Annotated in this window: 13 protein-coding genes and 1 tRNA gene; 1 reads left to right on the plus strand and 13 read right to left on the minus strand. The window is 66.8% G+C overall.

Annotation, left to right across the window (positions count from 1 at the left end; all coding sequences use genetic code 11):
- Positions 1-62: 62 nt before the first annotated feature.
- The 11 genes from AC2EAL_RS08745 to AC2EAL_RS08795 form a co-directional block, all read right to left on the minus strand.
- Positions 63-152, minus strand: a tRNA-Ser gene (locus tag AC2EAL_RS08745).
- A 107-nt stretch (positions 153-259) separates the two neighbouring features.
- Entirely contained in the window at positions 260-973 is a 714-nt protein-coding gene (locus AC2EAL_RS08750; protein WP_484723809.1) for an alanyl-tRNA editing protein, read from the minus strand.
- A complete protein-coding gene (locus tag AC2EAL_RS08755; protein ID WP_484723810.1) occupies positions 970-3,402 on the minus strand; it encodes a DUF3772 domain-containing protein in 2,433 nt (810 codons plus the stop codon). Before AC2EAL_RS08755 ends, AC2EAL_RS08750 begins: the two co-directional genes overlap by 4 nt.
- Complete coding sequence (locus AC2EAL_RS08760) at positions 3,399-4,433, minus strand: cysteine synthase A (RefSeq protein WP_484723811.1); 1,035 nt, start codon at positions 4,431-4,433, stop codon at positions 3,399-3,401. Before AC2EAL_RS08760 ends, AC2EAL_RS08755 begins: the two co-directional genes overlap by 4 nt.
- A gap of 118 nt (positions 4,434-4,551) precedes the next feature.
- Entirely contained in the window at positions 4,552-5,244 is a 693-nt protein-coding gene (locus tag AC2EAL_RS08765) for a class II aldolase/adducin family protein (protein ID WP_484723812.1), read from the minus strand.
- Positions 5,241-6,641 carry an FGGY family carbohydrate kinase gene (locus tag AC2EAL_RS08770; RefSeq protein ID WP_484723813.1) on the minus strand — a complete coding sequence of 467 codons (1,401 nt, stop codon included), beginning with the start codon at positions 6,639-6,641 and terminating at the stop codon, positions 5,241-5,243. The genes AC2EAL_RS08765 and AC2EAL_RS08770 overlap by 4 nt, the downstream gene beginning before the upstream one ends.
- 11 nt (positions 6,642-6,652) lie before the next feature.
- Entirely contained in the window at positions 6,653-7,552 is a 900-nt protein-coding gene (locus AC2EAL_RS08775) for a sugar phosphate isomerase/epimerase family protein (RefSeq protein WP_484723814.1), read from the minus strand.
- Complete coding sequence (locus AC2EAL_RS08780) at positions 7,522-8,517, minus strand: ABC transporter permease (protein ID WP_484723815.1); 996 nt, start codon at positions 8,515-8,517, stop codon at positions 7,522-7,524. Before AC2EAL_RS08780 ends, AC2EAL_RS08775 begins: the two co-directional genes overlap by 31 nt.
- On the minus strand, positions 8,514-9,506 hold the full coding sequence (locus tag AC2EAL_RS08785; protein ID WP_484723816.1) for an ABC transporter permease: 993 nt from the start codon (positions 9,504-9,506) through the stop codon (positions 8,514-8,516). Before AC2EAL_RS08785 ends, AC2EAL_RS08780 begins: the two co-directional genes overlap by 4 nt.
- Positions 9,499-11,022, minus strand: a complete 1,524-nt coding sequence (locus AC2EAL_RS08790) for a sugar ABC transporter ATP-binding protein (RefSeq protein WP_484723817.1) — start codon at positions 11,020-11,022, stop codon at positions 9,499-9,501. The genes AC2EAL_RS08785 and AC2EAL_RS08790 overlap by 8 nt, the downstream gene beginning before the upstream one ends.
- 114 nt (positions 11,023-11,136) lie before the next feature.
- The gene (locus tag AC2EAL_RS08795; protein ID WP_484723818.1) at positions 11,137-12,132 is read right to left on the minus strand and encodes a substrate-binding domain-containing protein; all 996 of its coding nucleotides are present in this window, start codon (positions 12,130-12,132) and stop codon (positions 11,137-11,139) included.
- 214 nt (positions 12,133-12,346) lie between these two features.
- Here AC2EAL_RS08795 and AC2EAL_RS08800 point away from each other — a divergent pair, with 214 nt between their 5' ends.
- Entirely contained in the window at positions 12,347-13,393 is a 1,047-nt protein-coding gene (locus AC2EAL_RS08800; protein WP_484723819.1) for a LacI family DNA-binding transcriptional regulator, read from the plus strand.
- 62 nt (positions 13,394-13,455) lie between these two features.
- On the opposite strand, the gene cybH is transcribed toward AC2EAL_RS08800, so the two are convergent.
- Together cybH and AC2EAL_RS08810 are read right to left on the minus strand one after the other, a co-directional pair.
- On the minus strand, positions 13,456-14,196 hold the full coding sequence (cybH, locus tag AC2EAL_RS08805; RefSeq protein ID WP_484723820.1) for a Ni/Fe-hydrogenase, b-type cytochrome subunit: 741 nt from the start codon (positions 14,194-14,196) through the stop codon (positions 13,456-13,458).
- A 3-nt stretch (positions 14,197-14,199) separates the two neighbouring features.
- Complete coding sequence (locus AC2EAL_RS08810) at positions 14,200-14,772, minus strand: HupE/UreJ family protein (RefSeq protein ID WP_484723821.1); 573 nt, start codon at positions 14,770-14,772, stop codon at positions 14,200-14,202.
- Positions 14,773-14,786 lie beyond the last annotated feature (14 nt).

Here is a 14,786-nt window from a genome sequence, read left to right on the forward strand (position 1 = left end):
AGGCCGCTGCTACGGGCAGTTGGTGGCGGGCGGCGGCACGAGAGACCAATGGCGGGGGTGGGTGGCGGACAGTGAGGGATTCGAACCCTCGAGACGGTTCCCCGCCTACACACTTTCCAGGCGTGCGCCTTCGACCACTCGGCCAACTGTCCGTCGGGCGCTGATACCCCGGCTTAGCCGGCCTCTTCAAGGGGCTAGTTGGTGGAGGACACGAATTCCGTCCCATTGCCTGTGCAGGGACGGACACGGAACTTCAGTGTCAAGTCAGGCTGATCGACACGCGGCGGTTCTGGCGGCCCTTCTTCTCGATCTTGCCAATCTCGATGCGGCCGATCTCGCTTGTCTGGCGAACATGGGTGCCGCCGCAGGGCTGCAGGTCAACCTGCGCCATCCCGTCGCTGATCCGCACCAGCCGGACGCGCCCCTGCCCCATCGGAGGCCGGACCGACATCGTCTTCACCAGCCCCGGGTTGGCCAGAAGCTCGTCATCGGTGATCCACTGGTCGTCCACCGTCAGGTTGCGGTCGATCAGTGTGTTCAGCGCCTCTTCCAATGCGGCCACGTCACCCGGGGGGTCCGGCATGTCGAAGTCGAGCCGCCCCTTGTCCGCCGCGATCTGGCCGCCGGTCACGGGCAGGGGGATCACCACGGACAACAGGTGCAGCGCGGTGTGGACGCGCATGTGGCGGTGGCGGCGGCTCCAGTCGATCTGCTGGCGCGCTGGGACTCCGATGGGGGGCATCGGCATCGGCTCGGCGGGGATCAGGGCGACCCCACCCTCGACCTTCAGGGCCGTCGCAATGGGCATCCGCGTGCCACCCCAGTCCAGAACTCCGCTGTCGCCCGGCTGGCCGCCACTGGTGGCATAGAAGACCGAACGGTCGACGATCACCCCGCCCTCGGGGGTGTGACCGATGATCCGGCACTCGGCCGTGGTCAGATAGGCATCGTCGCGGAACAGAAGCTCGGTCACCTTTCGGCCCCTTTCACATCGGCTGCCGGCACCGCCTTGCTGGACTTGCGGCGCGGGGCGGACGGGCGGTCGCGTTCGACCAGATCGGCCAGCGCCAGTACAGTCTCGGCGGTCTTGACCGGGTCCGGCTCGGCAGCCGGGGCCGGGGCGGGCACGATGGCGATCCCTTCCTCGGCCAGGCGCTGCAGGATGCGGTGGTTCATCTCGCTGCGGACCTGCATCCCGAAGTTGACGTCGCGCAGGATCACCCGGATCTCGAAATTGAGCTGCGTCGCGGTATAGCCCATGAAGGCGATGATCGGCGGCGGGTTCAGGATCGCAAGCGGCTGCTCCTCGGCGATTTCCTTCAACAGCGCCTCGACCCGCCGGGTGTCGGTACCCATCGCCACCGCGACCGGCACGATGATCCGGCCCGACAGGTTGAAGCGGGTCCAGTTCGTCACCCGCCCGGTGATCAGGTCCGCATTCGGGACGATCACGTCGTTGCGGTCGAAGGTCTCGATCCGGGTCGACCGGACCGAGATCGCCCGCACCTTGCCCTGCACGCCGCCGACCTCGATCCAGTCGCCTTCGCTCACCGGACGCTCGACCAGAAGGATGATGCCCGAGATGAAGTTCGACACGATGTTCTGCAGGCCAAAACCGATACCGACCGACAGGGCACCGGCGACGATGGCCAGGCCCGACAGGTCCAGCCCCGCGGCGTTGATCGCGATCAGGGCGGCCAGGAAGAGGCCGACATAGCCCACGCCCGCCACCAGGGCGGTCTGGCCCCCGGGCTCCATCCTGGTCTTTGGCAGGATTGTCGTCCGCAAGGCCCCCTGGAAAAGCCGTGTCAGCATGTAGCCGATCACAAAGACAATCGCGAAGATCATGAAGTTCGACGGCGAGATCTTCGTGCTGCCGATCTGGATGCCCTCGGTGAACCGGGTCCAGAGCTCGGTCAGGTCGGACAGCCGCGCACCCCAGATCAGCGCCAGCAGCGGCAGCGCCGCAATCGACAGGGCAAAGCCCGCCAGCACCGGAACCAGAGCGTCGCGGGCGGTCTCGTCCGACTTGGTGACCAGCGCCCAGGCGTCGCCGACCATCCGCTGCAGGATGAACAGAAGCGTGACCAGCGCAAAGGACAGCATCGCTGGATAGATCACTGCCTCGGCGGCCTGGACATAGCCAAAGGCGGCCAGGATCGGACCGATGAAGCCCAGGACCATCAGCCCACGCGCCAGCAGCAGGATAAGGCGCAGCGAATAGCCTGCCGACTTCTCGTCCAGCTCGCGGCTCTTGCGCAGGGTCCGGCCCAGACGCATCAGAACGAGGCCGCCCGTCAAAAGGATCGGGAAGGACATGACCGAGGTCGTCGCGTCGGAATAGGCCTGCGCGTCCATGGCCGCGCTGCGCAGCAGGTCGGCGGCCATCACCAGGCCCATCATCACCGACAGGAACCGCCCCTCGGCCCGCCGCTCTGGTGCCATGGGCAGGACGGCATCGCCTTCCTGGACCCGTGGAAAGGCCCGAGCCCCAAGCCAGGCCGCGGCAAACACCATCAGACCGGCAAAGGGCAGCGCGACTGCGATCAGCCGGCCGATGTCACCCAGCATGCCACTGGCAAGCAGTGCCGAAGACAGCGCCACCACGCCAAGGGACGGCAGCACGATCCCGCCCAGCGAGGCGATCAGCGCCCAGAAGTGCCGCCCGCGGACGGAAGCGCCGGTCTGCAGACGTTCGGCGAACAACTCGATCCAGCGCCGCACATAGACCACCAGTGCGACGGCCACGACCAGAAGCACCAGGATCAGCGGCAGATTGTCGAACAGCTCGCCCCGCGCATTGGGATCGTCCCACGCCTCGGCGGTTTCGTCCCACAACCGCTGCACCGTATCTGCAAGGCCGATGGCCGCCTCGGGCCAGTTGCCGGGGTTCAAGGGCGATGGCCACAGTTGCAAAAGCTCGTTTGCCTGCCGTTCCCGCAAGGTCCGGTCGATCTCGCGGATCAGCCCATCGGCCCGGCGATAGCCTTCCTCGGCTGCAATGCCGGGGGCCTGCAGCTTTACCAGCTGCTGCGCCAGCTCTTGCCTGCGACTTGAAATCTCGTCGGCTTCGGTCTCGCCCTCTGCTGGTGCCTGACCAAGTGCGGCAATCTGCTCCCGCACCGTGGCGATCCGGGCCGAATTCGCGTTCTGCGCCGTCAGCAGCGCTGCGCGCCATTGCGCCAGATGCCCGCGGATTTCCTCAAGCCGTTCGTCCGAGGTACTCCGGGCACCGATCTCGACTTCGGCGCGCCCGGCCATCTGGTCCCAGTCGCCATAATCCAGCACCGAGCCGTCGCCGGTGATTTCCTGCAACGGAGGCGGCCCGGTGAGATCCTGCGCTGAAAGCGGGGCTGCCGCCAGCGCCAGGATCAGCGCAAGGCCCCGGACCAGCCGGATCATGCGTCTTCGTAAACGGGCGGAATCGGGCGGGCAAGACGGTCGAGCCACTCAGGGACCGGCAGGCCCTTTTCGCGCAGGAAGGTCGGGTTGTAGATCTTGGACTGATAGCGGCTGCCGTAGTCGCACAGGATGGTGACGATGGTCTTCCCCGGCCCCATCTCGCGCGCCATCCTGATCGCGCCCGCGATGTTGATGCCGGTGGACCCGCCCATACACAGGCCTTCATCCGTCAGAAGGTCAAAGATGATCGGCAACGCCTCGGCATCGGGAATGCGATAGCTGAAGTCGGGGGTGAACCCTTCAAGGTTCGCCGTGATCCGCCCCTGGCCGATGCCTTCGGTGATCGAATTGCCGGGGGCTTCCAACTTGCCGCTGGTGTAGAACGCGTGCAGGGCCGCGCCCTCGGGGTCGGCCAGGCCGATCTTTACGCCCTTGTGCTGCAGGGCCGCCGCAACGCCCGCCAGCGTACCGCCCGACCCCACGGCGCAGATGAATCCATCGACCTTGCCGCCGGTCTGTTCCCAGATCTCCGGCCCGGTGGTTTCGATATGCGCCTGGCGGTTGGCCACGTTGTCGAACTGGTTGGCCCAGATCGCGCCATTCGGTTCGGTCTTGGCCAGCGCCTCGGCCAAACGACCGGAATAACGGACATAGTTGTTCGGGTTGCGGTAAGGTGCCGCCGGGACCTGCACCAACTCGGCGCCTGCCAGGCGCAGCATGTCCTTCTTTTCCTGGCTTTGGGTTTCCGGGATCACGATCACCGTGCGGAAGCCCATTGAGGCCCCGACCAGAGCCAGCCCGATCCCGGTGTTTCCTGCCGTGCCCTCAACAATGGTCCCGCCGGGTTTCAGCAGGCCCTTCGCCACAGCGTCCTTGATGATATAAAGCGCCGCCCGGTCTTTGACCGACTGGCCGGGGTTCATGAACTCGGCCTTGCCCAGGATGGTGCAGCCGGTGATCTCGGAGGCCTTCTTCAGCTTCAGAAGCGGCGTGTTTCCGATCGTGTCGGCCAGATCACTGTGAATGCGCATGCGGGCGGTCCTTCCTTGGTTTCCAAGGTGTATGTGCGTCGCCCGGCAAACTCAAGGCACGACGGGGGGCGGCCAGCCGATCCGGCAACCTGCCGCGACCCCCGGACGTTGGCCCCCATCAGGTCGCACTCCGCGGGCGGGCCACGTCGTTCGACCCCTCGGCCTCGGGGCCAAGGCCATAGGACATCCGCGTCATCTGGGCGATCACGCGCTCCATCTCCTCGTCCGACAGCACCGGCGGCTCGCCAAGGGCGCAGGCCTGGATGTACATGCGGGCCAAGGTTTCGACCTCGACTGCCATCCACAGCGCGGCCTCCAGCGAGCTGCCCAGGCTGATCTGACCATGCTGGCCCAGAAGACAGGCCTTGCGGTCCACCAGCGCCTCGATCGCCGCATCGGACAGCGCCTGTGTTCCGAAGGTGGCATAGCGGGCGCAGCGCAACGTGGTGCCGCCCATCACGCCGACCATGTAGTGGAAGGCCGGGATGGTACGGTGGTGGCAGGCGACCGAAGTTGCATAAAGCGAATGGCAGTGCAGGACCACGTTCACATCCGCCCGCGCCTTCAGGATGTCGCGGTGAAAGCGCCATTCCGAGCTGGGGCGGCGACCGACGTAGGTCCCGTCCCAGCCCATGGCAACGATGTCGGCGGGCTGCATCACGTCGTAGGACAAGGACGAGGGGGTGACCAGAAACCCCTCATCGACCCGGACCGACAGGTTGCCGGCCGTGCCCTGGTTCAGGCCCTTGGCCTCCATCGCGCGGCAGGTGTCGATTATGGCCTGGCGAAGGGCGGGGGTGTCGGCGGTCATGCGATGTCTCCGGTAAGGGCGCTCCAGCGCGCGGCGTAAGCGGCCAGCCCCGGCAGGGCCAGCGGCGTGACAGGGTTCAGCGAAAGGGGCACGGGGGCTTCGTCCTCGCGGCATAGAAGGGCCGCCCCCGCGGCGATGCCGTAAGGCTCGGGATCGGTCAGCGTTTCCCGCCCTGGACGCAGCGCCGCGACGAGCGCCGCAAAGGCCGGATCACGCAGAAAGCTGCCCGACAGGACCCAGGGCCGGTCGGGGGCCAGCGTCTCGGCGCAGGCGCAGGCCAGAAGTGCCGCGTAAAGGACAGCCAGCGCATGGCGCTCCCCAGCATCGATTGGTGCGGGCCCGACCAGACGGCCCTGCCCCGCACGGCCCGGAAACTGGCCATCGTTCGTGCCAAACGCCGGCAGCGCCATGCTGCCCTGGGCCACCAGACGCGCCAGGCAGGCCGGGTCGGAGCCAAACTCGGACGGCTGGTCCCCGGCAACAGCGGAATACTCGCGCCCGCCCATGGTCAGCGCCCCCGACAGCGGTTGCCCCTCCATGTCGGCGTTCAGCGTCATCCCACGAGCCTCGTCCAGCTGGGCGGGGTCGACGCCGGTGGCCATTGCCACGATCCAGGTCCCGGTCGACAGGCCCACGACATCCTCGCGGCCAGCAGCCTGATAGCGGTGAAAGCTGACCGAACTGTCGTGCCCCCCGGCCCGGACCCGCAGGGCCGGCAGGCCATGGCGCGCCTGCAACGCCGGGCGCACCGTGCCCAGCACATCGGCGGCGCGGGCAAAGAGCGGCATCAGCCGACCCCAGCCGCGCGCCGCAACGATGGGCGACCAGCAGCGGTCGCGGACGTTCCACAGATGGGACTGCGCCCCCAGGATCGATGCCTCGGACACCGCTACGCCGCACAACCGCCAGGCCCAATACTGCGGAATGCCCAGGCACCACCGCACCCGGGCGAAGCCCTCCGGATCAGCGGTCTCGGCCCAGAACATCTGCCGCGCGGTGTGGGTTGCAGCCATCATCACCGCGCTGCCCCGGTCGAAGAAACTGCCCGCCAACGGGGCGTAAGCCTCGTCCAGACCCGGTGGCAGGGGCTGTTCATAGTCGACCATCGGCAGCACCAGTCCGGTACCGCCTTCATCGGGATCATCGGCGACCAGCATCCCGCCCGAGCCATGGCCGGTGGCCACGACATCGGTCAGCGGATGGCGGCGGCACAGGGCGACAAGACCCTGCATCACCCAGGGGTTCAGGGCGTCAAGGTCGTGGTACGCCCAGGGCGGGCCGGGGCGGACGGGGTTGGGCGTCGACAACGTCTCGACGACGTGGCCTGCGGCCGTGCAGGCCGAAAGCTTCACGTTCGACTTGCCGACATCCAGAACCGCGACGGTCGCCCCGTCCACGCCAATGCCCCCTAGATCAGCCGGTACTGTTTTGCCTTGTTGCGCAGGAACGGCAGGCCCTTGCCCATCACTTCTTCAAAGCTTTCGGCCACCGGGCGCCAGACGGCAAGCCCGTAGGCGACTTCGGGAGGCATGTTGATGAAACTTTCCATCGCCAGCCCGCCCTTGAACCCGATAGCGGCAAGCGCAGCATAGACCTCGTCCCAGTCGCAGGTGCCCTCACCTGGGGTGCCCCGGTCGGATTCCGACAGGTGGATGTAGCGCAGGTGGTCCCGCGCATCGAGGATGCCATTGGCGGCGCCCTTTTCCTCGATGTTCATGTGGTAAGTGTCGAGGTGGATGAAGATGTTGTCGGCGCCCACCTTCTCGATCATCCATTTGGCCTGCCAGCCGGTGTTGATCAGGTGGTTCTCATAGCGGTTCACCGGCTCGATCCCGAAGGCGATCCCCAGCTTCTTGGCGTGTTTCGCCGCCGCTCCCAGCGCCCGGGCGATGTTGTCATATTCCGCCATGGTCGGGGGCACGCCGGTCCGCTCGCCGATCCCGCCATAGGTGACGCCCGACAGCGCCTCGCAGCCCATGGCCGCCGCCACATCCATCGCCTGTACCAGGTGGGCCGTCGCACCTTCGGGGTTCACGCTGGCCCAGTTCTTTTGCGGCAGGCCAAGCGAGGCCACGGCGCGCATGTTGTGCTTCTTCAACAGCGATTTGGTATGCGCCGCATCGACCGCGGGTGCGTTCAAAAGCGCGATCTCGATGAAGTCCATCTTGTAGTCCACTGCGGCGGGTATGGTGCGTTCCGCCCCCGCGCGGTCCCAGTTCATCGTCCACATGCTGGTGTGGACGCCAAAGCCTTCCATGTTCAGTCCCTCCCGGTCGTTCAGTCCTTTGATCTTCGTCGGTCTTTCCATTGCCCCGCGCCCCAGCGCAGGATCATCACTGCCAAGAGGAACAGGCCCCAGACCGCCGTGGCCAGGTGCTGGTTCGCCTCCATCAGGTTCAGGCCCGAGGCAAGGACCTGCAGTACGACCAGGGCAAGCACCACCGGCGCCACGCGGCCAAAGCCGCCGAACGGGTCCACCCCGCCCAGGAAACAGGCCAGCACGGTGACCAGAAGCAGTGCCTCGCCATGGCCGACGCGGACCGAGTTGAAGCGCGACAGCATCAGGATGCCGGCAATGGCGCACATCAGGCCGGACAGCGTGTAGATCAGCACCAGCGTTCGGCGGGCATTGACGCCGGCATATTCGGTCGCACGCAGGTTCGACCCGATCATCCGCGCGGCAAACCCGTGGCGGCTGCGGGTCAAGAGCAGGTGCCAGACCACCGCACAGCCCAGGAACAGCAGCAGCGGCACGGGAATGCCGAAGACCGTCCCATGCCCCAGCGTCGCCAGAAACGGCGGAAAGCCCGAGATGTCGCCGCCACGGGTCAGGAACTCTCCCAAACCCCGCAGGAAGATCATCATCGCCAGGCTGACCAGGATCGGATGCGCGCCGATATAGGCGATCACCGCCCCCATCGCCGCGCCCGAGGCCGCCCCCACCGCCAGCGCCAGCATGGTGCCCATCAGGAAGGGCGCAACCCCGGCCTCGGGCCCGCCGTACTGGTTCAGCACCCAGGCCAGGGTCAGCCCGGCCATGTTCGCCGTGGCGATGATCGCCAGGTTGAACCCGCCCGAGATGATCGGGATCAGCATGGCAAGCGTCAGCAGGCCCAGTTCCGGCAGCTGGAACGCAATGGACCCGAAGTTGGCGGCGGTCAGGAAGTTGTCGGCTTGCGTGCCGAAGAACAGGACGACGACCGCAAGGAAGACGACAAGGCCCGGCACCTCGGGGCCAAGGGTTGCGGTCAGGCGGTTCCACAGGCCGGTCATTCCCGTCCCTCCCGTTTCGGGGCCAGAAGACGGGCGATGTCGAGGTTGGAGGTGGAAATCGCAATCAGGATGATCGCGCCCAGCACCATCTTGAAGGCGTAGGACGATATGCCCAGCAGGACGAGCCCGTTCTGCGTCACCGCCACCAGGGCCACGCCCAGCACGCAGCCCAGCACCGACCCGCGCCCGCCGCCCAGCCGCGCTCCGCCAAGGACGACGGCGGCCAGCACGTCCAGCTCGCGCCCGAAGAGGGCGTTCGGGACGACCTCCTTGGTGACATGGGCCTGCATCAGACCCGCGATCCCCGCCATCATCCCGCACCAGCCGAAGGCAATCGCCTGCATCGCCCAGATGTTGATCCCGGCCCGCCGCGCGCCCTCGGGGTTGTCGCCAAAGGCGTACAACTGGCGGCCCGTGGTGGTGTGGCGGATCAGGGCCCAGGTCGCCGCCATGCACAGCACCATGGCCAGCACCGGCAGCCGGATGTCGGCCCAGCCCATCTCGGTCTGCCTTTCCCACAGATAGACCGGCCGCGACAGCCAATCGGGCAGGCTGTAGATGCTCTTTCCCGAGGTCACGAACATCAGAAGCCCGAAAAAGGCGTTGAACGTGCTGATCGTCACCACGATCGAGATGATGCGGAACCGGTGGATCAGCGCCGCGTTGATCAGCCCCAGACCGATCCCCAGCGCCGCTGCCAGGGGAATGCCGATCAGCCAGCCGCCCCCGCCCATCGCGATCAACAGGCTCACCGCGATGTACTGCACGACCGAGGCGGCCACCGCGAAGGAAATGTCGATCCCCCCGGCAATCAGCACCACCAGAAGGCCCACCGCCCAGATCACGTTGACGGCGTTGTTGTTCAGCAAACTTGTCAAATTGACCAGGGTCAGGAATTCGGGCGCGGCCAGCGACAGGCCGGTACAAAGGATAAGGAGTACGGCCAACAGCTTGGCCTCGGCGGGATAGGCGCGCAGGAAGTTACGCATAGACTGCGGCCTCCAGCGCCTCGATCGAGGTTGCGCGCGGGTCATGTTCGCCGACCAGCCGCCCGCCCGCCATGTGCAGGATGCGGTCGGCGTTCTGGTGTACCTCGGTCACCTCATCCGAGATCAGAAGGATCGCCAGCCCCTGCGCTGCCAGGTCGCGCACGATGCGGAAGATGCCCGCCCGTGCACCAACGTCGACCCCCACCGTGGGGCAATCCAGGATCAGGACGCGCGGCTCGGTCGCAAGCCACTTGGCCAGCACAATGCGCTGCTGGTTGCCACCCGAAAGGGTAGACACCGCATCGCCCGGCGCGCCGACCTTGACGGCGAGTTCACGGATCCAGTGGTCGACCAGCGTCTCTTGCCGGCTGCGAGAGAGCAGGCCCCCTGCCCCGGTGATTCTCTTCAGCACCGAGATGACGGCATTGTCCGAAATCGACTGCGGCTGGATCAGCCCCAGCGCCAGCCGGTCTTCCGAGACATAGGCGATCCCCGCGGCCACGGCATCGCGGTTCGACCGGAAACTTACCTCGCGCCCCTCCAGGCGGATGCGGCCCGCGTCGGGTCGGGTCATGCCGAACAGCGTGTGCGCCAGCTCTGTCCGCCCGGCGCCGATCAGACCGGTCAGACCCAGCACCTCGCCCCGCCGCAGGATCAGGCTGACATCGCGGAACTCACCCCGCCGCGCCAGGCCCTCGACCTCCAGCACCGGCGGGGCCGCCATCGTGTCGCGCGCGGCGACGGCGGTATCGAACGTGCGACCCGTCATCAGCTCGGTCAGCCGGGCCTGGGTCATGCCCGCCGTCGGGAAGACCCCAACCAGGCGGCCATCGCGCAGCACTGTGACGCGCGACGAGATGTCCAGCACCTCGGCCAGGCGATGGCTGACAAAGACGATGGCGACCCCGCGCGCCGAAAGGGTGCGCACCACGGCCAGAAGCGCATCGGTTTCCGACTGGGTCAGGCTGGCGGTCGGCTCGTCCATGAAGATCAGCCGCGCATCGGCCACCAGGGCACGAGCAATGGCGACCATCTGGCGTTCGGCGATGGGCAGCGTGCCCAGCCGCGCGTCCAGGTCCAGCCGCACCCCCAGCCGGTCCAGCGCGGCCCGCGCCGTTGCCCGCAGCGCGGCATGACGAACCAGGCGCGGGCGACCACCAAGGACTGCCTCGAAGGCGATGTTTTCCGCCACCGTCATCTCGGGGAACAGGGCCAGGTCCTGCCAGATGACCGCGATCCCGGCCTTGCGCGCCAGGGTCGGGGTGATGCGGTCCACCACCTCGCCGAACAGCTGCATCTCGGCCCCGGGCTCCGGCGTGTAGACCCCGGTCACGATCTTGATCAGCGTGGACTTGCCGCAGCCGTTTTCCCCCGCCAGGCAATGCACCTCACTCGCACCGACCTCAAACGAGACGTCCTGCAACGCCCGGACACCACCAAACGTCTTCGACACATGGCGAAGGCGCAGCGCGGGTGGCGTAGGGCCGGGATCTGGTTCGGTAGTGGGCACGGACACTCGCTCCGGCGCAGGCAATGGCGCCAGTCTGGCAGGCTTCGGGATGATCGGGAAGGGTCCGGGGCGGCAATAACCGCCCCGGCAATAATTTACAAAGGCATCACGCCAACGGGCTCAGAGACCCATGTCCGCCAGGCCGTCGACCGTGTCGACGTTGATCGGGATCAGGTTGTTGGTGATGATGTCCTTGCCAGCCACATCCGGCGAGACGACGCCAAGGCCTGGGATGTCGGTGCCGTCGGCGATCTCGGTCCCGTCGACCAGCATCTTGCCCATCGTCACGAAGACACGGCCCGCCTCCATTGGGTTCCACATGAACCCGCCCGAGATCGCGCCGGACTTGATCAGGTCGCGACCCTGTCCGGGCGAGAACGGTCCGATCACATGGACGGAACCGATCTTGCGCTGTTCCTCGATGGCGCGGCCCGCCCCGATCGGCCCTTGTGAGCCGAAGGCCAGGAAGCCGCCCAGCCCCGGGTTCGCCGACATCACGTCCAGCGCAGTCTTGCGGCTGTCGTCGACGTTTTCGGCCACGCCATAGCGGTCGCCGACCAGCTTCATCTCGGGGTACTTCGCAGCCAGATAGGCGATGGCCGCATCGGCCCAGGCGTTGTGCAGCGGCACGGTCAGCGAGCCGACGAACACGGCATACTCCCCCTTGCCGCCCATCTTCTGCGCCAGAAGCTCGGCATGCGTCTCGCCGAAACCGGTGGCCGAGGCCATCTCGAAGTTCCAGTCGACGTTGTTGATGCCCGGGCCTTCATGGCTGACCACCTTGATGCCGGCGGCACGGGCCTTTTCCAGCACGGGCTCCAGCGCGGCCTCGTCGTTCGGCACGACGCCGATCACGTCGACACCCTTGGCGATCAGGTCCTCGATCGCGCGGACCTGCAGAGCCGGGTCGGCCGAGGTGGGGCCGATCATGCTGGCATCCATGCCCAGCGCAGCGCCCTGCTCCTTGATCCCGGCTTCCATGGCATTGAACCACGGGATGCCGCCGATCTTGACCACGACCCCCATCGTCGGCGCGTCCTGCGCCATGGCCGTGCCCATGAGTCCCACCGAAAGGGCGACCCCCGTCATCAGGGCGCCGAACGTCCGTCTTTTCATGTCTTCCTCCCATGATCCGCCTTCCAGGGCGGTGATTGCGCAATCGATTGTGCATCTTGATCCGAGAACAGCGCCATTGCTGGCTTTCCCTTCCCGAATTGCCTTGGACGGCGCCTCACTCCCTGCGCCAAGGGCATGCACAAACGATATTGCACATGAGGCCTCACTCCGCCTAGAATCGTCAAGCGGAATCTTTCGGGCAGACGGACTGGCCATGGAACCCTCGACGCGCAAGGCCACGATCCACGACATCGCCCGCCTGTCCGGGGCCTCGCCGTCCACCGTGTCGGCGGCGTTGTCCGACAACTGGAAGTCCCGCCGCATCTCGGAAGCGCGGGTAGAGGAGATCCGCCGCATCGCGGCCGAGCAGGGCTATTCGATCAACATGCAGGCGCGCGGGCTAAGGCAGGCGCGCTCGGGCCTGGTGGGGATGATCATCCCCGTGCACGACAACCGCTTCTTCAGCTCGATGTCGCAAAGCTTTGAAGGCTTCGCGCGCGACCGCGGCCTGGTCCCGGTGATCGCCAGCTCCATGCGTGACCCGGCCGAGGAACGCCGCATTGTCCGCACGCTGATCTCCTACGCGGTCGACTACCTGTTCATCGCCGGAGCGACCGACCCTGCCGCGATCACCGCGCTCTGCCAGGCGGCAGGCCTGCGCCATGTCTTTGTTGACCTGCCCGGACCGGGCGCGCCCTCGGTGATTTCGGACAACCACCTGGGCGCGGCACGGCTGACGCGGCAGCTGCTGGATGACATGCGCGGCGACGGCTCTGCCCGGGGGCGCATCCACTTCCTCGGCGGCATCGACAGTGACTACGCAACCTCGCGCCGGATCGAGGGCTTTCGCGATGTGCTGGCAGCGGCGGGCCATCCCGCCGAGCCTGACCAGATCCTGGCCACCGGCTATGCGCCGCGCCTGGCGATGCAGGAAATTTCCGCGCTCTACGACCGGCTTGGCGGTCTCCCCGCCGCCTTGTTCGTGAACTCGCTCACCGCCTTCGAAGGGGTGCTGGGCTATCTTGTGGGGCTGCCCGCCGAGGCGCTGGAGGGCACGGTGATCGGCTGTTACGACTACGATCCCTTCGCCGCCTACCTGCAATTCCCGGTGCACATGGTGCGGCAGGACGGCCACCGGCTGATCGAACAGGCCTACGAACTCATCGACGCCGGGCAAATGGAGCCGGTGGTGCACGAGGTCGCCCCGGAACTCATCCCACCGCGCACCATCGACTATGGGCCACACGGTCAGATCGGCTGATCCGTCACTGGCCCAGGCACGGCGAGAGACAAGCGGGCCGGGAACACCCGACCCGCCGCCTCTCAGTCCTCCCGGTCGTCCTTGAAGGTGCGGGTGCCCGAGATCATCGTCGACACGATGGACTGCCGGCTCATGATGTCCTCGCGGATCGCCACATAGATGTGCACGATCATGAAGATCACGATCCACCACATGCCCAGATGGTGCAGCGTGTGCAGCCGCTGGCTGTTCCAGGTCAGGGAGTGGACCCAGCCGAACAGGTCATGGGCCAGCGACCCCTCCTGCGCGCCCTCGGCATAAAGCGCAATGCCGGTCACGATCATGAAGCTGACGCCCAGCGTGATGAAGAAGAACATGGCCAGCTGTGCCAGCGGGTTGTGGCCCACGTACTTCTTCGGCTCCTTCGCCAGGAACAGGTACCAGCGGATCTCGAACCAGACCTCGCGCCAGAAGGTGCCGGACCAGAACGGCACATAGAACAGCTGGCGCGAATGGTGGTTGCCGAAGAAGGCCCAGTAGATCCGGCCCAGAAAGCCGATAGCCAAGACCCAGCCCGCCGCGAAATGGGCAAAGCGGATGTAGCCGAAGACGAACTGCTCTGCGGCCTCGCCGATGATCATCGTCGGTGGGGGCGAGCCGATGAAGTAACCGGTGACGATCAGCACCAGGATCGCCGCCGCATTGATCCAGTGCCAGATGCGGACCGGGGCCTCGTAGACATAGACGCTGGTCTGGCGGCTGACGCTGGCCAGGTCTTCCGGTGCCACGTCATGCGCCGGAACATTGGTGGACGGGCTGGCCATGGCTCAGCCCGCCATCATCAGAAGGCCCGAGGCCGCAATGCCCGCGCCCAATGCCTGCTGGACCAGGGGCCGGGTCGCCACGGCCCGGGCGATGCCGATCCCGGCCAGGTGCAGCGCGGCGGTCGAGATCAGGAAGCCAGCGAGATAGGCAAACGCATTGCCTGCAGCGTCGGTCGCATGGGCGTGTCCGTGGGCCGAGGCGAAAAGCGCGATGGCTGCAAGCGATGCGCCGGTCAGCGCTGCCGCCTGACCCCGGCGCGAGACCAGCGTCAGCAGGCCGAAGGCCACGACCGAGGCGACGATCACCGTCTCGACCATCGGATAGCCGACGCCTGCCCAGGACAGGCCCGCCCCGAAGGCCATCGCGCCAATGAAGGCCGCAGCCCCGGCCCAAAAGCGGCTGGGCAGGACAAAGCCGGACCAGAGCCCCACCGCCAGCATGGCGAGCAGGTGGTCGGGTCCGAAAATCGGGTGCGCAAGTCCATGGACAAAGCCGTTCGCGTCGCCATGGCCGGTATGGGCGAGGGCCGGACCGGCGATCAGGGCCAGCGTGGCGGCAAGTGCAAGTTTCTTCATGTCTGGTTCCTCCC

This window comes from Tabrizicola sp. T74 (assembly GCF_057219935.1).